Source organism: Terribacillus saccharophilus, from assembly GCF_046592895.1.
Classification (GTDB): Bacteria; Bacillota; Bacilli; order Bacillales; family Amphibacillaceae; genus Terribacillus; species Terribacillus saccharophilus_D.
Genome location: NZ_JAWVPU010000001.1, coordinates 415,964 through 440,460, shown reverse-complemented (window position 1 = coordinate 440,460; position 24,497 = coordinate 415,964). Strand labels below are relative to the sequence as shown.

16 protein-coding genes are annotated in these 24,497 nt (G+C 43.8%); 11 read left to right on the top strand and 5 right to left on the bottom strand.

Annotation, left to right across the window (positions count from 1 at the left end; all coding sequences use genetic code 11):
- The first annotated feature begins 165 nt into the window (after positions 1-165).
- From murJ to SFC66_RS02080, 5 genes are all read left to right on the top strand, one after another.
- The gene (murJ, locus tag SFC66_RS02100) at positions 166-1,677 is read left to right on the top strand and encodes a murein biosynthesis integral membrane protein MurJ (RefSeq protein WP_411217052.1); all 1,512 of its coding nucleotides are present in this window, start codon (positions 166-168) and stop codon (positions 1,675-1,677) included.
- A 32-nt stretch (positions 1,678-1,709) separates the two neighbouring features.
- Positions 1,710-3,095: an O-antigen ligase family protein gene (locus SFC66_RS02095; RefSeq protein ID WP_411217051.1), complete on the top strand. Its 1,386-nt coding sequence runs from the start codon at positions 1,710-1,712 to the stop codon at positions 3,093-3,095.
- Between the two features lie 34 nt (positions 3,096-3,129).
- Positions 3,130-3,600: a PssD/Cps14F family polysaccharide biosynthesis glycosyltransferase gene (gene pssD / locus SFC66_RS02090; RefSeq protein ID WP_411217050.1), complete on the top strand. Its 471-nt coding sequence runs from the start codon at positions 3,130-3,132 to the stop codon at positions 3,598-3,600.
- A complete protein-coding gene (gene pssE, locus SFC66_RS02085) occupies positions 3,597-4,076 on the top strand; it encodes a PssE/Cps14G family polysaccharide biosynthesis glycosyltransferase (protein ID WP_411217049.1) in 480 nt (159 codons plus the stop codon). Before pssD ends, pssE begins: the two co-directional genes overlap by 4 nt.
- A gap of 194 nt (positions 4,077-4,270) precedes the next feature.
- Positions 4,271-5,362: a glycosyltransferase family 4 protein gene (locus tag SFC66_RS02080; RefSeq protein WP_411217048.1), complete on the top strand. Its 1,092-nt coding sequence runs from the start codon at positions 4,271-4,273 to the stop codon at positions 5,360-5,362.
- Positions 5,363-5,425: 63 nt separating this feature from the next.
- On the opposite strand, the gene SFC66_RS02075 is transcribed toward SFC66_RS02080, so the two are convergent.
- Complete coding sequence (locus SFC66_RS02075; RefSeq protein ID WP_411217047.1) at positions 5,426-6,505, bottom strand: CDP-glycerol glycerophosphotransferase family protein; 1,080 nt, start codon at positions 6,503-6,505, stop codon at positions 5,426-5,428.
- A gap of 112 nt (positions 6,506-6,617) precedes the next feature.
- Positions 6,618-7,016 (bottom strand): glycerol-3-phosphate cytidylyltransferase, encoded by a 399-nt coding sequence (tagD, locus tag SFC66_RS02070; protein WP_411217046.1) that lies wholly within the window; start codon positions 7,014-7,016, stop codon positions 6,618-6,620.
- Positions 7,017-7,401: 385 nt separating this feature from the next.
- On the opposite strand from tagD, the gene SFC66_RS02065 reads away from it, so the two are divergent.
- The 6 genes from SFC66_RS02065 to SFC66_RS02040 all read left to right on the top strand — a co-directional run bounded on the left by SFC66_RS02065 (position 7,402) and on the right by SFC66_RS02040 (position 21,125).
- Positions 7,402-9,534 (top strand): CDP-glycerol glycerophosphotransferase family protein, encoded by a 2,133-nt coding sequence (locus SFC66_RS02065; protein WP_411217045.1) that lies wholly within the window; start codon positions 7,402-7,404, stop codon positions 9,532-9,534.
- A 460-nt stretch (positions 9,535-9,994) separates the two neighbouring features.
- On the top strand, positions 9,995-13,636 hold the full coding sequence (locus SFC66_RS02060) for a glucosaminidase domain-containing protein (RefSeq protein WP_411217044.1): 3,642 nt from the start codon (positions 9,995-9,997) through the stop codon (positions 13,634-13,636).
- 185 nt (positions 13,637-13,821) lie between these two features.
- Complete coding sequence (locus tag SFC66_RS02055) at positions 13,822-16,809, top strand: GW dipeptide domain-containing protein (protein ID WP_411217043.1); 2,988 nt, start codon at positions 13,822-13,824, stop codon at positions 16,807-16,809.
- Positions 16,810-16,916: 107 nt separating this feature from the next.
- Positions 16,917-18,524 (top strand): glycosyltransferase family 2 protein, encoded by a 1,608-nt coding sequence (locus tag SFC66_RS02050; protein ID WP_411217042.1) that lies wholly within the window; start codon positions 16,917-16,919, stop codon positions 18,522-18,524.
- Between the two features lie 171 nt (positions 18,525-18,695).
- On the top strand, positions 18,696-20,243 hold the full coding sequence (locus tag SFC66_RS02045; protein WP_411217041.1) for a glycosyltransferase: 1,548 nt from the start codon (positions 18,696-18,698) through the stop codon (positions 20,241-20,243).
- A gap of 150 nt (positions 20,244-20,393) precedes the next feature.
- Positions 20,394-21,125 (top strand): WecB/TagA/CpsF family glycosyltransferase, encoded by a 732-nt coding sequence (locus tag SFC66_RS02040; protein WP_411217040.1) that lies wholly within the window; start codon positions 20,394-20,396, stop codon positions 21,123-21,125.
- A 35-nt stretch (positions 21,126-21,160) separates the two neighbouring features.
- Here the strand turns inward: SFC66_RS02040 and tagH are convergent, their stop codons facing one another.
- From tagH to SFC66_RS02025, 3 genes are all read right to left on the bottom strand, one after another.
- Positions 21,161-21,949 carry a teichoic acids export ABC transporter ATP-binding subunit TagH gene (gene tagH, locus SFC66_RS02035; RefSeq protein ID WP_411217039.1) on the bottom strand — a complete coding sequence of 263 codons (789 nt, stop codon included), beginning with the start codon at positions 21,947-21,949 and terminating at the stop codon, positions 21,161-21,163.
- Positions 21,950-21,965: 16 nt separating this feature from the next.
- A complete protein-coding gene (locus SFC66_RS02030; RefSeq protein WP_411217038.1) occupies positions 21,966-22,802 on the bottom strand; it encodes an ABC transporter permease in 837 nt (278 codons plus the stop codon).
- Positions 22,803-22,965: 163 nt separating this feature from the next.
- Positions 22,966-24,285: an LCP family protein gene (locus tag SFC66_RS02025; protein WP_411217037.1), complete on the bottom strand. Its 1,320-nt coding sequence runs from the start codon at positions 24,283-24,285 to the stop codon at positions 22,966-22,968.
- Between the last annotated feature and the right edge of the window lie 212 nt (positions 24,286-24,497).

The window sequence follows — 24,497 nt, the reverse complement described above, 5'->3', positions numbered from 1 at the left end:
CCGAGCCCAGTTGCTATAAGGGGTGAAGGCTCGCATCCCCCTAAGGTGTACATTAAGTTACTGTAAATTGCCTTGAAACACCTTTCTATCTAGTCTTATAATTTAGCCAGCAATACGCATACCAAGAGCTTATACTGCATGGGCAAATAGAGAGAGGTCCTTTTCATGAAGTCGAAACTTCGCATTGCAAGTCTGCTGCTGCTGCTCGTGACGCTCGTTTTGAAGATATCCGGGTTGATCCGGGATATGCTGATAGGGTATTACTTCGGCGCCGGCAGTGAAGCTGACGCTTATTATGCGGCATTCGCATTACCTAATATGTTCATTCTATTCCTGACAACAGGAATGAAGAGCGCTTTCGTACCAAGTTATATCAAATACCAGGAAAGGAACAGGGGGCTTGCGCATCTGCAGGATGTGTGGAAAGGAACGCTCCTGTTCAGTTTGCTGATATCGATTGTCTTCATCTTCATCGCGCCGCTGTATATCCGTCTGCTGTATCCGAACCTGGCAGATGACAATGCACAGATGGCAACGATCATGACAATCATCTTCCTTTCATCTTTATTATTCGTCGGCGTCAATGCCGTGTTCGAGGCATATTTCGATGCTGAGAATAAGTATTATCTATCCGTACTGGCACAGGCAATCGTCCTGTTGGGAACCATCGGAAGCGCTTTGCTCTTCGCTGATGACATAGGGGCTTATGCTTTTGCTTTCGGTAATTTGGCAGGTGTGGTCCTGAGCTTGCTTTTCAAGCTTCTCTTGCTGCTGCCAAAACGCACACTTTCATTGCAGGGCAAAATCGATTGGGAAGAGAATAAACGGTTTTACCGGATTTTCATCCCGGTAGCGCTCACTGCGATGATCGGTCAAATCACACTGCTGATCGATAATTCTTTTGCCAATACGCTTGGCACAAGTTTTGTTACATATTTGAACTACGCAAAGAATCTGACGCAATTCCCGCAAAATATCGTCGGGGTAAGCATCGGAACGATCGTATTCCCGCTGCTTGCCGCAGCATATGCCAAGCAGGACATGGATAGCTTCAAAGCAAACATCACCCGTGGCCTGCAGATCATGTATTTTGTACTGCTGCCGGTATTGACCGGCATGATGCTCCTGATGCCGGAGATCATTTCTTTCTTATTCGAAAGAGGGAGATTCACATCCCACGATGTAGGCGAGACGAGCGCAGCTGCTTATTATTATTTCGGGACGATTTTGTTCTACAGCTTGGTCATCATCGTCAACAATGGCTTCTATACAATGGAAAAAGGGCATTACATGATGCGGCTCGGCTTTTTATCCATCGCTCTGAAGTTCTTGCTCAATTACTTGTTCACAGCAAGCTTCGGTTTCATCGGTATACCGCTTTCCACATCGGTGACGGGTCTGGTTTATGCAACGGCCTGCTTCCTGCTGTTCCGGAAGCTCACTGGCGGCATACCAGTGCGGGCGATGCTGACCGATGGCGCCAAGACCACCATCGGGGTGCTGATCATGGCAGCTGCCGTCCTTTTGATCAAGGGAATGTTGACGGACGTGATGCCGATTTTGACAATTCTTATCTGTTCAGCAGCAGGAGTCATCGTATTTCTGATCTGCGTATTCCTGATGAGGATCAAATCATTTTATATCTTATTGGGAAGAGGCGGCTCTGCTGCTGAGTAATCGGCAAGAGAGCAAGAAGGAGGACAATCATTTTGCAAGCTTTGATGCAGAAACTCAAATCTAATCATCATATATTCGAAAAACTGTTCATTTTCTTTATACTGGCACAGCCGTTCCTCGATTTACTATCGTATTTCGGAATACCCATTTCCAATCCGGTCCGGCTGCTCGTCATCCCGATAGGTGCTTTGTACATGCTGAGTTATCCAGACCGGAAGTGGAGCAGATATACATTCATCTACATGCTCGTACTGGCTTTGTATTTTGCCATCAATTTCGGCATCAGCCTGATGCATAAAGATCCTGTGTCAGCATCAGGCGAGCTGACATTCATATTGAAGACATTCTTCTTCATCACCGCATTACTCGTCTATATGATGATTTTCCGTCAAATCGGAAAAAATCGGGAATGGAAAGTGATTGTCCCGAAATATCTATTCATTAACACAAGTGTCGTCAGTGTCGTGATGCTCATCGCAGAACTCACCGGTACAGGTAAACGGAGCTATGATTACTTGGAGAAGCAAGGACATTCCGGCTGGTTCTTTTCCGGTAATGAAATCAGTGCCATTTTAGGAATGGGTTTTTGCGGCGCGATCATATATTATCTGTTCATAAAGAAGGGCAGCACTGCACAGATTATAAGTACAGTCTTCATTGCAATCATGATCTGGGCAATGCTGACAATCGGTACGAAGGTAGCCTTCGGAGCAGCTTTGCTTGTACTTGGTCTGGCATTCGTCGTGCTTTTGATTCAATCGTTCATCAAACGGAGCGGCTTCATCCAGACTGCTGTCGTCCTCATCTTGCTCGCAGTCACTGTCGTGATTTCACCCGAGATGCCGATCGGCAATAACTTAGGGTTATCGGTCGACATGGCGAACGAAAAGGCTGCACAGCAGCAGGAAGAAGCAGAAGCACCTCCAATACCAGCAGAAGAGGAAGAAGGAGAGGCACCGCCGCCAGGAAGCGTCAGGCAGTGGAGTTCCTGGCAGCTGATGGCATTGAATGGCCGGGAAGAATTCTTCGGCATCGTGCTTTATTATTTTGAGCAAGCACCTGTCATCCAAAAAGTATTCGGCATGGGAATCGGCGGTAACTATACCGGGGATGAACCGCGTATCATCGAGATGGATATCCTGGATTGGTTCTTCGGATTTGGATTCATCGGGACATTGTTATTGATCCTGCCGATAGTATTCGTCATCTTCAGCAGTCTGATGCTGATCTTCAAGCAGCGATTCCGCACATTGGATCCCACTGCGATATTCAGCGGCATCGGAGCATGCATCGGCCTTGGTGCAGCATTCATTGCCGGGCACATTCTGTCGTCACCGGCATCCGGATTTTATCTGGCGTTGTTCCTCGGTTTCCTATACGGCCTGCTTAAGCAAAAGCCGGAAAAATACATGCAATAGCATCTCACCTTAAATGGAATGGAGAGAATCTGTGATGAAAAAGAAAAAATTGCTTCTGATTTCTTCCATTGGCGGACATTTGACACAGCTCTTGCAGCTGGAGCCGCTGTTCAAGGAATATGACTATCATATCGTGACCGAAAAATCCGAAATCACCGAACAAATGAAAAGCAAGCATCCGATGAGCTTTCTTGTTTATGGAGCTCGCAATTATCCGTTTCGCTATATATTCAAATTCAGTTATAACATCATAAAATCGATATTCCTATTCCTGAAGCACCGGCCTGATGTAGTCATCTCCACCGGCGCGCATACATCCGTACCGATGTGCTATATCGCTAAATTGTTCCGTAAACGCGTCATTTTCATCGAAAGCTTTGCGAAGTCGACGTCACCGACCATTTCAGGAAAGCTGATCTACCCGATAGCCGATCTTTTCATCGTCCAGTGGGAAACGATGAAACAGATTTATCCAAAAGCAGTCTATGGGGGGTCCATCTATTGATACTCGTCGTCTTGGGTACACATGAGCTACCGTTCACCAGACTGCTCGAGGAAGTGGAGAGGCTGAAACGGGAAAACATCATCACGGACGAGGTCGTCGTCCAAGCAGGACATACAAAATTCGAAAGTGACTTGCTGACGATCAAGCCGTTCGTCAATTATGAAGTCATGGATCAGCTAATGGAAGAGGCGCGTCTCGTCATTACGCACGCCGGCACCGGATCTGTCATTTCCGCTTTGAAAAAAGGGAAAAAGGTGATCGCAGCAGCAAGGCTGAAAAAATATGGCGAACATAACGATGATCATCAGCTGCAGCTTTTATCGATTTTTCTGGAACAGCAGCACATCCTGAGCTGGGGTGATGGCGATGACCTGGGGGAAGTGATCCAGCAAACGACAAGCTTCGAGCCGGTACCTTTCCAATCAGGAAAAGAGCGAATGTTCTCGATTCTTAGCGACTTCATCAAAGAAGCTTGATTTGTAAACCAATTGTAAAGTTGCCGAGACAGTATTTGGTGTAAAATTTACAATGAGCTTAATTGTGTTTTGGCTCCAGAAACCTTATAATGGTACAGAACATACGCAGAATACTGTCGAAATCTAGTAATTTATCATAATTGGACGATATATGTTTTTATGGAACGATTTGCAAGCTATATAGGAGGATTCAAATGGTACACATAACGCCTTTGATCATAGCGTTGGCAGCATGCTTTGTTTTTTCCGTCGCGCTGACGCCTATGGTGAAAAAGCTGGCATTCGCAATCGGAGCAACGGATAAGCCTAACGCTAGGAAAGTACACCAGAAAATCATGCCGCGACTAGGCGGACTGGCCATTTACATCAGTTTCGTTATTGGATATCTAATTTTTATGCCGAATGATTCGAATACGGCGCCAATCTTGATTGGGGCAACGATGATCACACTGATTGGTGCATTGGACGATAAGTTCATCCTTTCAGCGAAAGTAAAGCTGATTGGGCAGATCGCTGCTGCAACAGTAACGGTTCTTGGCGGGATTCAGATTGATTTTGTCACATTGCCATTCGCCGGCCGAATCGAATTCGGTGTGTGGGCGATTCCGATCACGATCGTATGGATCGTTGCAATCACGAATGCCATCAACTTGATTGATGGATTGGATGGCTTGGCAGCAGGCGTCTCGGCTATTGCCTTATTCACGATTTCCATGATCGCCATCAGCATGGGCAACCCGCTTTCTGCCATGATGGGTGTCATCTTGCTGGGAAGCACACTTGGTTTCCTTGTATTCAACTTCCACCCAGCCAAGATTTTCATGGGGGATACAGGGGCATTATTCCTTGGCTATATGATCGCTGTCCTATCTGTTAGCGGACTGTTCAAGAACGTGGCATTGTTCTCTTTGATCGTACCGATCATCATCCTCGGTGTACCGATTTTGGATACAACTTTCGCCATCATCCGCCGGATTGTGCAGAAGAAACCTTTATCAGCCCCTGACAAGCTGCATTTGCATCACTGTCTGTTGAATCTAGGATTCTCGCATCGCCAGACTGTTATAGTCATATACGCAATCAGCGGAATCTTCAGCATGACTGGTGTCCTTTACACAGAAGTCACAATGTGGGGCTCGACCATCCTGATTATTGCCTTGGCAATATTGATAGAATTGATTGTCGAGATTACCGGACTGATCAGCGACCGCTACCGTCCGATCCTCAACATGGTCGGCTTCCCGAAAGCGACAGAAGAAGAACGGCGCAAACGACAGCAGCAATAAAATGAAGAACCCTTCTCGGTTGAGAAGGGTTCTTTTTTTGGACAAAAAAACACGCTGATGTAATCAGCGTGTGGGTTGCGTGGATGGTTTGGTGGTAGCGGCAACAGCCGGATTGGACGTATACATTGCTTGTACCAGCTGTTCACTTGCATGTCCATTTGAATATTGATTCCATTGCTTAGAGAAAGCTTGCACTTTTTCCAGCTGGAAGTTATTCGATTTGATCACTTTGATGATTGATTTTGTATCCCTGACCATTGGTCCTGGCAATGACTCGAGGTATTCGTTGGACACGCCGCGCTTTTCCTGATAATCTTCCAAGTCATACGTAAAGAAGATGATCGGGCGGTTCAGTAACGAATACTCAAATGGTATCGAGGAATAATCAGTAATCAGGATATCCGTTACCAACAATAGCGGATTGATATTTTTATAATGCGTCACATCGTATACGAAATTCGGATAATAGTTAGCCAAATCCCATGTGACAGCTGGGTGCAGGCGAAGAAATAGTACATATTCCTGCCCTAGCTCCCTGTAAAGTCGCTTGATATCAAGTTCGATTTTAGGCTTGGCCAGTTCATCGTCCCGGTAAGTCGGTGCGTAAAGGATGACTTTGCGTTTCTTGATGATCGGGTACTGCTCGGTGATTTCCTGTTCGATTTGCTCGATCTGTCCTTCATCGAAGAAGAAATCGGTTCGCGGCATACCGGTGCGCAAAATATTAGCCTGTGTAAGACCGAAGCTATCTTGGAAGATGGATGCCATTTTCTCAGATCCAACCGTCACATAAGTGAAACGGCTGTAAACTTGCTTGAATCTTTCTTGGGCTTTAGGACTTCTTGTTTGGACAGAAGGATCCTCCAAGCCGAATTTCTTCATTGCGCCGGCTGCGTGCCATAGCTGAATGCATGTGACATTGGGTTTGAAATCCGTTACAGCAAGGAATCCGAAATAATTATCTACCATCACGACACGTGAAGTGGCTAGATGATAGATGCCTTTAACAAAGCTGCTGATGTTCGTCATGGCAAAAGGTAAGATTTCCGCATCCAGATCAGAAAAATCTTCCCGGCAGGAAGAGGTCTTCAAAATGACTATTTCTCCCGTCTTCCATTTTTCAAGCGATTTAGCCGTATACAAAATATTATCCCCAAAAGAGGAAACCAAGGTGGTTTTGTTCTTTTGGGGAAATAGCTTGAAAAGTATGAATAGCGTTTTGAAGAACGCTAAATAGAGAGAAATAGCTAATTCTCTAACCATTGTTCACTTCTAGCAGATCGTCCTTGATCTGAGAAGTGGAAATACCAACTGTACGTGGAAGATAAACGACTTCGCAATGTTCTTTCAAGAAGTCGAATTTGCCTTCCCAGTCGCTGCCCATGACGAATACATCAACATTGTGGTCCACAACGTCGCGGACTTTCTGATCCCAGCTTTCTTCTGCGATGACTTCATCCACATAACGAATGGCTTCAAGGATCATTTTACGGTTTTCGAAGCTATGATAAGACTTCTTGTCTTTTAGCTTATTAAACTCATCAGAAGAGATTGCTACAATCAGATAATCGCCCATTTCCTTCGCGCGGCGAAGTAAGTTCACATGGCCCCAGTGCAACAAGTCAAATGTACCGTACGTAATTACCTTCTTCATTGTTGTGCCTCATTTCCTTTGTAGTTTTGATATTCATATATAAAAGTTGTCTTCATCTTCATTGTCACAGTGTAATTATAGAACATAACATTTACACCTGATTAACATTATATTTACATTTTAATTAAATTTCAAGTCTGCTATTATAATAGAATGCGAATATATGCATTAATTGTCGGAAACGCATACAAATTCACCTATATTTTGCTACATTTGGATGGAATATTGTATAAACCAGCTTTTCTGAAACATGCTATGAAGGAGCAGAAATTGCTTTTAGAATACGAAGTATATGTAAAGAACTTTACAAATGCAATGTTGAATTACCTACATATGAAAATTATAATAAGGATTGGATTTGCAAGTTGAGAGGAGAAAGTACTGCATGGAAAACATCAGCCTTCGAAATAGGAGAGCCATCTCAGTTCGGTTGGAAGCAAATATCTTCTATATGGAGATTCCGATCAAAGCCTCCTACATCGCTGATTACGAAACATATCGATTTTTGTTGGTGAATCGTTATACAAACGAAGAGATTTACCTTACTTTTGAAGAAGACCATAGTGTTGATGAATATACGATTTGCAAGGTTACATTGGATCCGGCAGAACATGCTCAGGTTTTGCAGGATGGCGTTATGTGGGATTTGTATGTGGATAGGGAAAAAGAAGGGGCAGCAAAGCGTGCTCGTATTTCCAACCCGCCGGAGCATCTGCAATACCATTCTTACTTCATTCCGGATACGGACAAAGTATTCTATCCATATCGCACTGGAAAAGGAAATATTTCTTTCCGGGTAAATGATTATGTGTTTTTCGCCAACTTGGAGGAAGTACATCTAAAGAAAACAGGTTTGCTTCATTTTTCCGGTTCCTTCAACTACGCTCCGCTTTATCAGCAGGATGGGTACGAGTTGGAGGAACTTAACCTTATCGTAACGAACAACCTGAACGAAGAAGAAGAGAAAGTCTATCCGCTGCAATTTAAAGAACGTGAAGACTTGGTGGATAAATATAATGGAAATGAATTGCTTCGTCAATCTGGATTCGAAGGGGCATTGGATATCGTTCCGCACATCGATAAGGATGAAAAGAAATTCCTTAAATTCTTCGTGGAACTTACGTATTCATTAAATGGAACGAAGCACACGATCCGAAGCATCAGAATGCGCCACTTAAAGAAAGACAGGACGCTTCCGGCATTTACGAAATTGGCGATTGACGGTAAGAAATTCAAAGTAACGGCAAAGCTGACCAAAAAGTCGAAATATCTTTCAGTCCAAACAGCAGAGTATCTCTTTATTCGGGAAAGCATTTCCCGGGCAAGGCGGAAATGGGTCAATATCCGCAGGGGGAAATTCTTGAAAAATAGCTACAAGCATGTTTTTAAACTGTTTGGTGCGCTGCTTCCTGTCAATAAGAAGCTGATGGTATTCGAAAGTTTCCTTGGCAAGCAATACAGTGATAATCCAAGGGCAATCTATGAATACATGCGTGAAAATCACCCGGAATACAAAATGTATTGGAGCTCAGATCGCCGGGCAGTTCCTTACTTTGAAACGAAAGATGTTCCATACGTACGCAGGTTCTCGATTCGTTGGCTGTTCTTGATGACGCGGGCTCGTTATTGGGTATCCAATAGCCGTTTGCCGTTATGGATTCCAAAGCCGGACCATACAATTTATTTGCAGACATGGCATGGTACACCACTCAAACGGCTGGCGGCAGATATGGATGAGGTGCATATGCCGGGAACGAATACAGAGTCGTATAAACGTAACTTCTTGTTCGAAGCATCAAAATGGGATTATCTTGTGTCGCCGAATGCCTATTCCAGTGAAATCTTTGCCAGAGCTTTCGGTTTTGACAGGGACATGCTTGAAACAGGTTATCCGCGAAATGATTTTCTTTATACACATAATAAGCCTGAAAATATAACAGCTCTGAAGAAAAGCTGCGGTATTTCTGAGGATAAGAAAATAATTCTTTACGCACCGACATGGCGGGATAATCAGTTTTACCAGAAAGGCAAATACAAATTCGATTTGGAATTGGATCTGGAACGGATGCGCCAGGAGTTGGGCGATGAATATGTCGTCATTTTACGTTTGCATTATCTGGTGGCAGAGAATCTCGATCTTTCCAGCTATGAAGGATTTGCGTATGATTTTTCAAAACATGAAGATATCAGGGAACTGTACTTGATGGCGGATATGCTGATTACCGATTATTCCTCTGTATTCTTCGATTATGCCAACTTGCGCCGACCGATGATGTTCTTTGTTTATGACTTGGATGACTACCGGGATAATCTACGCGGTTTCTATTTCGACTTCGAAAAGACAGCGCCGGGACCATTATTCAAGCAAACAGAGCAGATCATCCAGGAAGTAAAACGGATAGACAGGGAAGGTTATCAGCCCGATGAACGGTTCGAGGCATTTTATGATCGATTCTGTTACCTGGAAGATGGAAAAGCTTCAGAACGAGTTGTGAAACAAGTACTGGATAACAAATGACGCTGAATTATATAAGTGTTGGTTAATATAAGGATCGATGTATGGACCTGATCAGACATGTTCCGCCGATTGTATTTTCCGCATTTGCCAATATAATAAGTATGAAAAAAAGACCGGACGTTAGGGCAAGGTCAGCCTTAACGTTCGGTTCTTTCATGTGTCTGTGATTTTTGTGTCAAAATTTTTACTCAAAAAGTTGTTTTCAATAAATTGGAAATAGGTGTACCATTAGGACCATTTTGCAATGTAAACCTAGCATTAATTTAATATTGCATTGTAAAGTTTTATATATTTTTGTAGAATAATAGGAGAATAGGTAGAAAGTTACCTATCACTCTAGCATCTTTTAGTACAAAAGAAGGAGTGGTCCATGGGGGAAGTATGATTTTCGGACGATGCAATGACCATTGGGACATAGATGTTACTTGAAAATTGAATATTCTGTAAAGTGGAGGCCGAAATGAAGAAAGTCATTTATTTATTAATTGCAATTTTAGCATTCAGCTCACTATCTCCAGCTAATTTTGTTTTGGCAGCTACAACGGGTAGCCAAACAAATGGCTCGGATGTCACCATAGAAGAAACATCACCTACAGATTCACCAGCTGTCGAAGAAGAGACAAAAGAGCAGCCCGATCAAGTGACGGCATCTGAACAGCAAGAATCAAAAGAAGCTGCAGATGAAACCACAACGGAAGCCACAGGGGAATCAGAGGGCGGCAGTGCTCCTGAGGATGTAGTATCTCCTGAGTCATCAACAGAGACAGAAACACCTGTACAGGATACGGAGCCTTCTGCAGAACAGCCGCAAGACACAGAGCAAGTGGAAAAAGAGGAAGAACAGACAATGCGTGCTGCCTCCATCCAAGCTTCTGCGCCTGTTGAGACGGCAATAGACATAATGGGTCATCTTAATGGTGATGCTGTCATCTATCCTGTACTGACTGATGCATCGAAAACCATTGCTGCAGATGCTGCTGGTTATACAAATATCGTCTATTATTTGAAGAAACAAGCTAAATGGAATAATGAGACATATTATTTGATCAGCAAACAGCCTAGTGCAACGGAAGGTGTTGTAGGCTGGGTGAAAGCGTCCGATATGGATACACGCGACCATGGCGGCAAGTCCGTCCAGCAAACGACTTTCACGATCAAAGGTTCAGGTAATGCGTATACAAAGCCTTGGGGTGGAAAAAAAGATATTGTTTATACACTGAAAAGTTATAAAGGTCATTCCTTCCAAGCCGATTATTCCGAAAAAGTCGGAAACAACACGTACTATCATGGCACACTCGCTGGCAAAAAAGTCTATATTGATTCTGCCTACTTGACTACATATGAAGATAGCAAGACAAGCAGACTTGGTCATTTGAATGCCCACGCCAAGATTTATGATGACATCACAAGCCTTTCCACTTGGAAAGATGCCCAAGAGGCCAATTTGACGAATGCTGTGTATTATATCAAGAAACAAGCAATCGTAAATGATACATTATATTACTTGCTCAGCAAGCAGCCGAGCAGTACGAAGAATCTGGTAGGCTGGGTCAAGGCATCCGATATGGACACACATTCCCACGTGACCATCGATAAAGATCCGAAGACTTTTGTGGTCAAAGGTACGAACAATGCCTACACGAAAGCATGGGGCGGAAAGAAAGATATCGTCTTTAACTTATCCAGTAAAAAAGGACAGGTGTTCGAAGTCCATTTGACGGAGAAAGTCGGCAATGATACATGGTATCGCGGTATGCTTGCTGGTGAAGAAGTATTCATCAAGTCTACTTATCTCGAAGCTTATAAACCGACAGTCAAAGAAGAGCGTACGAGCATCTTGGGACATTTGAATGGGGACGCAGTGATTTACCCTGATTTGAATAACCCTGCCGACTCCATCGGTGCTGCCAAAGAAGGCTACACAAATGCAGTGTATTACATCAAGAAGCAAGCGAAAGTCGATGGTGTACTTTATTATCTGCTCAGCAGACAGCCGAGCAGTACGAAGAACTTGGTAGGTTGGGTTAAAGCGTCTGATATGGATGCAAACCCACATGTCACAATCGACAAAGATCCGAAGACTTTCGTGGTGAAAGGTACGAACAATGCCTACACGAAAGCATGGGGCGGAAAGAAAGATATCGTCTTTAGCTTATCCAGCAAAAAAGGACAGCTATTCGAAGTCCATTTGACGGAAAAAGTCGGCGATGTTACATGGTATCGCGGTATGCTTGCTGGAGAGGAAGTGTTCATCAAATCTTCTTATCTGGAAGCGTACAAGCCGAACGTTGTCGAAGAGCGTACTAGCAAACTTGGCCATTTGAATGGGGATGCCGTGATTTATCCTGATTTGAATAACCCTACCAAGTCCATCAACGCCGACAAAGAAGGGTACACATACGCGGTGTACTACATCAAGAAACAAGCGAAAGTGGATGGCGTGCTTTACTACTTGCTCAGCAGACAGCCAAGCAGTACGAAAAACTTGGTAGGCTGGGTGAAGGCATCGGATATGGATACCAATCCGCATACCACCACTGACAATAAAGCCAAGACTTTTGTTGTCAATGGCACAGGTAAAGCTTATACGAAAGCATGGGGCGGAAATAAGGATCTTGTTTATGATCTGTCCACGAAGAAAGATCAATTCTTCCAAGTGAATCTGACAGAAGCAGTCGGCAATAACACTTGGTACAGAGGAATGCTTGATGGCAAAGAGGTATTCATCAACAGCAAATATCTGACTGCTTATGAGGAAAGCAAGACTAGCAGATTGGGTCATTTGAATGCGAATGCCAAGATATATGATAGCTTATCCAACTTCTCTTCATGGAAAGATGCTGAAGATGCTAATTTGACTCATTCTGTCTATTACATCAAAAAGCAAGCGAAAATCGGCAATAAACTATATTACCTACTCAGCAGACAGCCAAGCAGCACAAAGAACCTGGTAGGCTGGGTGAGTGCATCCGATATGGATACCCGCTCGCACATCACCATCGACAAGGATAGTAAAACGTACTATTCCAATGGTGAAGGTAAGTCCTATACGAAGGCTTGGGGCGGAAAGAAAGATATGGTCGAATCGGATATGTCTTCCTTTGCAGGTAAGGAATTCTCTGTCAACTTAACGGAGAAAGTCGGCGATGACATTTGGTATCGCGGTAACCTGAATGGCAAGGAGATGTGGCTGAACGAAGATTATGTCACTGTAAGTCATGAGAAGAAACAAACCTTTGATCTGACACTGAAGGAAGCCTTGGCAATTCAAGAGAAAGCTTCCCCTCAAACAGATAAAGAGTACGATACGTATGTATCAGCTGAATATATCACCAACAACAAAGTGACCGCGGATCTATTGAATGTCCGTGGTGGTCCGAGCACGAATTACTGGGTTGTGGGCACGTTGAAAAAAGGTGCCGAAGTGAATATCATCCGCCAAGTCGGAAGCTGGTACCAAATCGAATTCACTAACAGCCGTCAATGGGTGAATCCTAGTTCGGCGGATATCGAATATTATTTGAATCCTGACAACTTCATTCATGATGATCGCCAGAAATTCCAATTCCTTGATCTTACCCGCGGCAGTGATGTTACGGTGGATACATTGAACAAATACCTGGCAGGAAAAGGTATCTTGGCCAATCAAGGAAAAGCTTTCATCGATGCAAGCAAAGAATATGGTGTAAACGATATTTATCTTGTTTCCCATGCACTCCTTGAAACAGGAAATGGCAGTTCCACGCTCGCCAAAGGTGTCGAGTACAATGGAACGACAGTGTACAACATGTACGGCATCGGCGCTTATGATTCCTGTCCAGTAGGGTGTGGAGCTGAAAGAGCTTATGAAGAAGGCTGGACGACGCCATACAAAGCGATCGTCGGCGGTGCGAAATACATCGGTGCCGGCTACATCAACTCTGGTCAGAACACGCTTTATGAAATGCGCTGGAACCCACAAGCGATGGCGAACACTGGTGCCTACGGAAAGCAATATGCAACCGACATCGGCTGGGCCTATAAGCAAGTCAATACAATGTATAATCTCTATCAATCTATCGGCGTTTATACGTTGTACCTGGAAATTCCAAGTTACAAATAAATCAAAAGCACATTATCTTGCAGATAATGTGCTTTTTTTGTAAATTCTCCTTTAAAATGTTAAATTTTGCGCCGATATATCTTAATAGGGAAAGGATATAGCATTCTATTAAATTTCATCACTTGTTTGTGTTGGATTGGATTGATAGCTATTTCAGTTCTCAATCTTATAGATAGAGGGTAGTCATGAAAAGAATAATCAGCATTAGTGCAATCTTATTGTTGTTATTTGGTTTATTTCCTTTTCACACACTCGCTGAAGATAGCGGTGCCGCAGCTAAAAGCGTGGACGCTGAGACAGCAGAGCCAGAAGATGATATAGAGAATCCTGATGCGGCTGCAGCGAATGCAACAGTCGAAGAAGATGATTCTCAAGAAGTAATGGAACAGCCAAACGAAGCGGAAGCAGAGGGACTGGCTGTTCCAGAAGAAGCTCCTGGTGATGAGCAAGAGGAGCAGGAGCCATCCGAGCAAGCAAAAGAGGCGGCAGATGCTTCCCGAGAGCAGACAAATACAGATGAAACTGTTGAGAAAGAAGCAGAAGCTGAACCCGGGAAAGAATCTGAAACACAGGAAGAGGCACCGAAGTATAATGCATTTGGCATCAAAGAAGGCACAATGGTGTACGGTATGGACATCAGTAAGCTTTCCAAGGAACAGCTGCAATATATTCCGGTCGATTGGCGCGATGGTGTAGAGGAAGAGCCTAGTTTTCGTTCATCCTCTGTGCAAGATTTTTCAGCCAGTCGGGCATATCCGAATGTCAACAAATGGATCAAAGATCATAAGCCGAAAGTTGCTTCGATCAAGACAGAGCATAAGAGCTTTTTCGCGAAGTTCAACTATAGAGGCGGCAGAGGAGCGGTCGAAGGGGTCGTAGCGCACGAAACAGCAAACCCGAACTCTTCCATTCGTTCCGAAATCAACTACATGTCAAATCACCACCAGAATGCATTTGTCCATGCATTCGTCGATGGTGGTAATATCATCGAAATCCACCCCACTGACCTAGGTGCTTGGGGAGCAGGTTATTATGCCAACCAAAGATTCGTGCATGTCGAGCTAGTGGAAGTGAACAGTTATGAAGAGTTTGCCAAGTCAATCAATAACTACGCAGACTACATAGCGAGCGTACTGGCAAAATATAACCTTGGAGTCGATAGTGCAGAAAGCGATGGCAGAGGTACTCTGTGGTCACATAAAGCTGTCAGCAAATACCTGGGCGGTACGAATCATGTGGATCCGCATGGCTACTTTGCAAAGTATGGTTATAATTGGAGTGACTTTGTCAGTCTTGTCAAAGAAAGATATGACAATAAGTCGATCAAGTATAGCAAAACCAGCAAATTGGGGCATATCAAGTCAGCAAATACATTGATCTACCGGGATGTCACAAATCTCGGCAACAATTATAAAGCTGGTACGAAATACACAAATCAAGTGTATTACATCAAGAAACAAGCTGTGGTCAACGGTACGACATATTACTTGTTGAGCACCCAGCCAAGCAGCACGAAAAATACAATCGGCTGGATCAAGGCCGGCGACACACAGATGAAGGAACACAAGACTGTAAATAAAGAAAGAGCGACATATACAGTCAAAGGCTCAGGGAAAGCGTACAACAAGACATGGGGCGGCTCCAAAAACTTGGTTTATAACTTATCAAGCCTAAAAGGAGCTACGTTCGAAGCCAATTTGACAGAAACAGCAGGGAACGTTACATGGCTCCGAGGCAGTTTGAAAGGGAAGGAAGTCTGGATTCTTGCCGGTGACCTGACCAATAAACGCAAAATATCCAATACCAGCAGATTGGGACATTTGAATAAAGGTGCCAAAATCTACACCGATATCCAAAAGTCGAACAATTACCGTCCTGCAGGTGATAAAGATTATAATCAGGTGTATTACATCAAACAGCAAGTACAAATGAATGGGCGTACTTATTATTTGATCAGCTATGCGCCCAGCAAGGTCAGGCAGACTGTTGGATGGGTGGACTCCAGTCAGATGGAAACACTATCCCACAAAGCGTACAGTCAGAAAAAACAAACGCTTTATATCAAAGGTACAGGGAAGTCCTACAATAAAGCATGGGGCGGCTCTAAAAATATCGTTGAGAAAAGCATGAAGCATCTGGAAGGACAGGCATTCCAAGTTGATCTTGTTGAAAAAGTGAACAATGCAACTTGGTATCACGGAACAGTGAATGGCAAGCAAATGTGGCTGCACAGTTCCTATCTTTCCAAAAAAACAGAGAAAAGAATCAGCAGATTGGGGCATCTTGATGGAGATGCCTTGATCTTGAAACAACCTGGTATGCCAGCTGGTTCCAAACAAGCAAAAGATGGTTATACCAATGCGGTCTACTATATCAAAAAGCAGGCGGTTGTGAATGGTAAAACGTTTTACTTGATCAGCAAACAACCGAGCAGTGTCAATGGAACGGTCGGCTGGGTCGATGCCAGACAAATGGATACCCATCCTCATACTACATATAGCCGGAATAAAGAAACCCTTTATATCAAAGGCACAGGAAAGTCCTACAGCAAGACATGGGGCGGCTCCAAAGATATCGTCGAAAAAAGCATGAAGCATTTGGAAGGACAAGCATTCCAGGTTGATCTTGTTGAGAAAGTGAACAAAGCAACATGGTATCGCGGCACAGTGAATGGTAAGCAAATGTGGCTGCACAGTTCGTATCTTTCCAAAAAAACAGAGAAAAGAATCAGCAGATTGGGGCATCTTAACGGAGATGCCGTGATCCTGAAACAACCAGGTATGCCGCTTGATGCTAAAAAGGCGAAAGATGGTTATACTAACGCTGTGTACTATATTAAAAAACAGGCAGTCGTGAATGATAAGACCTTCTATTTGATCAGCACCAGACCGAGCAGTGTGAAAGGAACAATCGGCTGGGTCGATGCCAGACAAATGGACACACATCCTCATACGACGTATAGTCATGAAAAGCAGACCCTTTATGTAAAAGGCACAGGCAATGCTTATACGAAAGCATGGGGCGGATCAAAAGATCTTGTTTATGACTTGAAGAACCACAAAAATGCTGTGTTCAAGGTCAACTTGATTGAAAAAGTGAACAAAGCAACATGGTATCGCGGGACGTTGAATGGGAAGGAAGTTTGGATTCACTCTGCATACTTGAAGAAATAAAGTGAATTTCGACGTGCATATCTGCGGATATGCACGTTTTAGTGTTACATAATATGACAAAAGGCGGTAAAATAGAATAGTACAGTTGAAAGTATGTGGAGGAATATATGAAATACACAATTGCAGTACCAGTATATAATGATGAAAGTACGATAAAAACATGTTTGGACAGTATCGTCAATCAAACGATCAGCAAAGATAAGCTGGAAGTCATCTGTATCAATGATGGATCCACGGATGATAGTCCTGCGATCCTGGAGGAATACAGTGCAGCATATGACTTTATCAAAGTCATGCATCAAGAAAATAGCGGATCACCGAGCGGACCGCGGAATAAAGCGATTGAAGCTGCGACGGGTGACTTCATCTTCTTCATCGATGGAGACGATTACTTCGGTCTTGAAGCCTTTGAGCGAATCGAAGAGAAGATCTTGGAATACAATCCGGATATCGTCGTTGGAAAGTACGAAGGTGTCAATCGCGGTGTACCGACAGCTATCTTCAATCGCAATCCTGATAACTTCCAATTCTTCGGCTCCAACGCCCTTTATTCAATCGGAGCAGTGAAGCTATTTCGGTTGGAACTGTTGAGAAAACATAATATCCGCTTTCCGGAACATTATTCATTAGGGGAAGATCAGTCCTTCATGGTCAAGGCTTATGCCTATTCTTCCTCGATTGCTTTAGTGAAGGATTATCCTGTTTATTATGCAACCAATCATTTGACGGTCGGGCGCGAACAGCTGACCAAGCAAGGGATCAAAGGGGAGCGGTATATGCATGCCATGACGGATACCTTGCGGGTGATCCGTGATCTCGAACTTCCGGAAGAAAAGAAGTTGATGGCATATTATCAGTATATCCATCGAATCTTGCATGTGGAATTGCGTGCCATCATCACACGTACATTCCTGATGGAAGACAAAGTATATATCTTCAATACATTGAAGGCCTTGCTCAAGGAACATAACTTCCTGGCTTTTTATAATCATTTCAATAACAGACAAAAGTTATTGCTTCGTTTGATCGAGCAAGGGGAGATGGAGGATCTTGTCAATTTCTGGTACGCCGAAAGCCATCCAGGAAATATGGAAGTCTTCCATGGACATATCTATCCAAAACCGAAGAAAGCATATGAGCTTGCCAAGGCAGAATCGCTTTCCTTCCATCGGAAGAATGACATGCAAGCTGTCGTGACCCGTATCACGAAGGGGCATGAAGGCGTTGTACTGGAAGGTTATACATATCACTCCCATGTGGATGCAGAAGGTGAGAAATTGTTTCTTAAGCTGCATAATCGGGAAGATGAAAGAACGACATCGATCGAGATGGCAAAAGGACCTAAAGACAGCGAGTCACCTGTCCCGATCAAATCGGACATTCTTGAACGGCAGCAAGTGACAACATTCCATGCAGTCGTTCCGTTCTCGATTTTGCATTGGCTGAATACAGCAGGTGGCATTGTAGACTTGAATGTTCTCAGCAGAATCGAGGACTATACCATCACAGCGCGTGTCAAGGGTGAGGTGCTGGAACCCCAAAAGGTCAAAGGTGCTCCAAAAGACAAACGAAATAGCATCGTAGTCACCGAACCGTACAACACAAAACACGGTAACCTATCCTTTAAATTGCAAGTCACAAAAAAACCAAAACCAAAGCAGCTGACAAAACAACAGCGTGTCAAAAATAAAATCAAACGCATGATGCAGGCTTGATCATTATTTCATTTTGATTTATCCGCTGTTTATGCTATTTTTGTTTAATGGAACATGCTGCTGGATGCATCGATGGATGCGGGAAGTGGTAGTCATACAAATAGTAGGAATGATTGCGGTCTTTATGCTATCGTTATCTAACTCAAAGATTGCTTAGGAGGAATACAGAATATGAAAACACCTGTATTCGTATTTAATTCATTGAATGTCGAGCGCGGCGGACTTACGAAAGCTGTGATGAAGCGTGCCAACGTGCTGTCAGAGCACTATGAACAAGTGGTTTTCTTCACCCTTGCTTATCAGCAGGATCACAAGAATATCATCGAGAAACTATATAAATCAGGTCAGCTTAGCAGAAAAGTCGAAGTACGCAATTTTTATACCGATCTGCTTCGCATCGACAAGACTGACAATCCAAAGAAAGCTGAAACTGAAGTGGAAGGCATGCAAGCCGTCCAAGACAAAAAAAGTGCGCAGCTTGCGTTCCGTTACTATCAAAATGGATTGTATAAAGAATATCGCCGTTTCAATGGCGATGGTTCATTGAAATTGATCGATTATATGGATGAAAGCCGTACACGTCTCAGCCGTTCCGAATACTTGCGTGATGGTCGCCTTGTTCGTACAAGCCATATGGATCATGCCACGAACAAGCCGAAGCTGCATCGCTATCTGCTGGAAGATGGAACGTGCAAATTGACTGCATGGGTGAATCCAAATGGCAGTGAAGGCCGCATCATCGTATTCGGTGACGAAAATGTCGAATATGATTCGATCAACAAAGCTTATGCGGCATGGATCGGGCAGGCAATGAAGGATTATACTGCCCCTGTATTGATGTCCGACTCACGCAAGACAGATGAAACTGTATTATCAGTTGAAGAAAAAGTCGAGAAAATCGCTGTTGCGCACAATAACCATTTCGAATCTCCTTACGATGATTCCGCCAACACGAAAAAATCATGGACGCATTTTACGGAAGGTATCAATTCGTTTGATCATGTTGTCTTCCTGACACATGAACAAGAAAAAGATATTACTTCCCGCTATGATGTAACAACAAAGCTTCACGTCATTCCGCATGCTGCTCCGGATACACCTGGCGCACAGCAGGAATACAATCCGAAAGTAGCTGTCACCCTTGCTAGATTCGAGCCGCAGAAACGATTGGATGAAGGTATTTCCGCCTTCAAGCATGTTGTGGAGCAAATTCCGGATGCAGAATACCATATCTACGGAATGGGCCCGCTTGAAGGTGATCTGAAGGCGCAGATCAAGCGTCTAGGTCTGGAGAACAATGTGAAGCTACTAGGCTTCTCCTCCGATCCAGCAGCAGCTTACCAATCCGCTGCCTGCAGCATCCTGACATCCGACTTCGAAGGTTTCGGTATGGTTCTGACCGAGACACTTGCTGCTGGTACGCCAGCGGTTGCATATGATATCAAATATGGTCCTAAGGATATCGTCAGGGATGATGTGGATGGCTATCTTGTCAAAAAAGGTGATCAAAAAGCGCTGGCTGACAAAGTGGTACGCATCATGAATGATGCAAGCCTTCGAAACAGACTTGCAGCAAATGCAACTGAAGTCACAGAACGATTCAGTGAAGAGAGCTACAAAAAAGACTGGATCGAGATGTTCGGCCAAACTTATGCTGCATCTGAAAACAATGGAACAAAAGAAAAGAAGCGATCTTTCTTCGGATTCGGTCGTAAATAATCAAAACAGCCGGTTATATTACCGGCTGTTTTCTATTTATGTAAATTCTATGTGAATAATTGTAAAGTTATTGTTTTCGTGGCATAATGGGTAGGTCTATCATACGAAGATTCCTACCTGATGGTTTGATCTTGAAAGGTTGTTACAAGTGTGTCAAATCAAGATATAGTAGAAATAATGGATATTCCTTTTAATAAATTAACGCAAAAAGAACTATTACAGCAGCATCTTTATCCGCGTATCAATGCCGGGGAGCGCACGTATATTGTCACTGCCAATCCTGAGATTGTCATGCAGGCAAGGGAAGATGCGGTATATAAACAAAGTGTAAAAAGTGCTGATTATATCATACCTGACGGCGCTGGGGTCGTGATTGCTTCCAAGATACTCAAAAACCCAATCGAAGAGCGGGTGACAGGTTTCGATCTTATGTTCAAGCTGCTTAGTTATGCAGAAAAACATAATCTCAGCTGTTATTTCCTTGGTGCGAAACCAGAAGTGAATGAACGCGCAGTGAACCGTGTCCGCTCACAATATCCTGGTATCCGTATCGCCGGAAGTCATCACGGTTATTTCAAAGCAGATGAAGAAGCGGCTGTCGCGGCTCAGGCCGCAGCTGCCAAACCGGATTTGATCTTTGTGGCCATGGGCTTCCCGAGACAAGAGAACTTCATAGCTGCACATAAGCATCTATTTGAAAAAGGTGTGTTCATGGGGGTCGGCGGAGTATTCGATATCTTAGCCGGGGAAATGAAACGAGCACCGCGTGCGTGGATAAAATTGAATTTGGAATGGCTGTATCGTCTGCTCAAGCAGCCTTTCCGCTGGAAACGGATATTGAAAGCATTTGAATTCATGTTCCGTGTCCTGATACGCAGATAAAAGACCGACAGGCTTTCATGGCCTGTCGGTCTTTTTTAGTTGGGATCACCTGAAATGGCGCGTTCCCGATATGCTTCTTTTTCTTTTTTGGACCATTTCTTATATTCATTCAAGAACTGATCATACCGCGGAATGACCTCATCAATGGAGCCATATTCGCGAACTTGACCGAATTCCAGCCAAAGTATCTTATCACAAAACTGTTTCATCTGTCCGAGTGAGTGGCTGACGAAGATCATCGTTTTGCCTTTATCCCTGAATTCATGCATTTTGGCAAGGCTCTTTTCGGCAAAAGCTTTATCACCGACAGACAATGCTTCATCGATGATCAGGATATCTGGATCGATGTTGACGGATATAGAGAATCCAAGACGTGATTTCATACCACTGGAATAGTTCTTCACCGGCTGATCGATGAATTTCTCCAATTCGGCAAACTCGATGATCTTTGGTTCAAGCTCAGCGATTTGCTTCTTATTCAATCCAAGCATCAAACACTTCAGCTCGATATTCTGCCGACCCGTCAAATCACCTTTCAAGCCAGCAGACACAGCAATCAAAGCTGCTTCCCCGTTTAGAGTCACAGAACCTGTCGTCTCCGGAACGATACCAGCAATGATATTGGAAAGTGTGGACTTACCGGAACCATTGATACCGATGAACCCGACAACATCGCCCTTCTCAGCTGTAAAGCTTACATTGCGCAAAGCATAGAAGTCTTCCCCATATTCCTTCGGGAAAATGATATCTTTGATCCGGTCGGAACTTTTGCTATATAACTTATATTTTTTGCTTACATTTTCAACGATAATTGATTTATCCATAAAAATCCCTTTCTATTTAGAGAAAGTCGATAAAGTGTCTTCTGAAACGCATATGCAAGGCAGCACCAATCATAAACAAGGCGGCAGTGACTACCCAGAAGTAAATGCTGTATTCCCATGACGTGATGAAGTACCAGCCAGTTTGTCCCATCAATGCAGAACGGTATCCGTCAACAAGATAGTAAAGCGGGTTAAGCTTCATCACTGTTTGAATGACTTCTGGAAGCTTATGAGATACCCAAAGGATCGGGGTTAGATATATGCCCATCCGGATAGTAGCTTGCAACAGCAGCTGAATATCCCGTATAAGGGTTGTCAAAGTAGACATCAGCAGTGCAAATGCGTATGTGAAAGCAAACAGTCCAAACATGAAGTATGGCAGCTGCAATATATAGATACTGACTGTGTAACCGGTAAGCTGCATCAAAATGATAGCCAGTACTACGAGTATCAAATGCGGATAGAATTTCGAGAAGATCGTGATATTTGGAATCACGCTCATCGGGAAATTCATTTTTGATAACAATCGCAGCCTGCTGAAAATCGACTTAGCGCCCTGCGTTGCAGCGGGCTGGAAAAACATCCAGACTAAAAGGCCGGCAACAAGCCAAGGGAAGAACTGTAAGTCTGGTTCACCTGGTGTAGGGTTAGGAATGGATCGTCCTTCTCCACCACTGATAAGATAACCGAATACTAGCCAATAGATGGCAATTTGGATAACGGGGCTGATTACTTCCCACGCCAATCCAAGATAGTTGGCACTATTGTTATTCCTTAATTCATAAAGCGAAATACGTCGGATGAGATTAAAATGCTTGAATTGTTCTTTTAGAACAGTAATAGCTGATTTCATAAAAAAGTCCTTCCTGCTAGGATGTTCTTTTGTTTTTGTTCAGACCCCTTAAATTATACTAGCAACGACCTTAGAAAACAATTTTAATTTACATTGCCTTTACAATATAGCATTACGTACAAAAGGAACTGCCACCCTTTTTCTGGGTGGCAGTTTTGTTCATTTATGGTGTTACGCTAGTGCCAGTTGTATCTTCATAGGTTGTACTGTCCGTTGTATTACTGGATGTTCCTGTCGTATCAGTGCTGCTGTCAGTGGAATCAGAAGTCCCGGTAGAGCCTGTGCTGTCAGTGGAACCAGAAGTCCCGGTAGAGCCTGTGCTGTCAGTGAAACCAGAAGTCCCAGTAGAGCCAGTGCTACCGGTGGAACCAGTAGACCCAGTTCCACTATTGGTAGAACCCGTCGAATCAGTAGTTCCAGTACCATCAGTCGTACCGGTATTATCATAAACACCAGCACCATCTGTTTCCACGCTGTCTGTATCGACTGCTTCCGGCAAATCGAGATGCTTACGGAGCTGTTTCTGGATATCTGCAAGGGAAGTTGGGTCGACTTGGTAGTACCAGATGCCGTCGTTCAGCTTGCCGCCGGTACCGTCCAGATTCAGTGTATTGATTTTCAGGTCATTGCTTGTGCCGTATGAGATGAAGCTTTTGATTTGGTCGAATGTCAGGCTTGTGCTTAGATTGTCACCAACATCCTGAATCAATCCATCATATTTGAAGACGGAGCCTGCCGATGATGCTTTGGTGATCATGGCTTTGATGATTTCCTGCTGGCGTTTGCCGCGTTCGATGTCATTATCATAATGACGTGTGCGGGCAAGTGCCAAGGCTTCTTCACCGTTCAGCTCCTGCAATCCTTTTTCCAAATGGATGGCGTCTTTTTGGTCTTTCGAGTTTTGTTCGGACAATTCGTACGGAACATTCACTTCGATGCCGCCTAGTGTGTCGATGATATCCATGAAGGCATTGAAATTGATTTCTGCATAATAATCAACAGGCACATTCAAGAAGTTCTCGACAGTCTCGACGCTCGCTTCGGCACCGCCATAAGCGTGTGCATGTGTGATTTTCGTTTTGCGGTCCACTTCCGGTACGTACACATACGAATCACGCGGAATGCTCAGCAAATCGACGCTGTGTTCATCTTTATTGAATGTGGCGAGGATCATCGCATCAGAACGGGAATTCCCTTCCTTACGCGTATCACTGTCATCCACTCCCATGAATAATATCGAAACATTATCCTCGACGGGGTCGACTGCTTCATCACGTAAAGCTGATTTATCCCTTGAATCGGCAACATGAGCCTTGTCGAGGGCATTTGCCGCCGATGTCCATAGGTGCGCTGCATACGCTACGCCGCCTGCTCCAAAGATCAAAATCGGGATCAGGAATAGCATCACAATTCGTTTTTTATTTAGCTTTTTCTTCACTTTTCGCCGAGGCGGCTGAGGTTGGTAAGGTGACCTTCTTGGCATGATTAAACTCCTTTTTTTACTAATATATCTGTATGTTTATTCATTGAAATCGCTGGTAAAGTCTACCTGATAGCAGAACATGCTAACCTTAATTGTACTATGAAACAGCATCAACGTAAAATTACTATTATATTACAAGCACAAACCCAGTACCTCTGGGAAGGGACTAGGTTTCTGTCATTTTTTCTAAACTTTTTCCACACTTTTTCGGG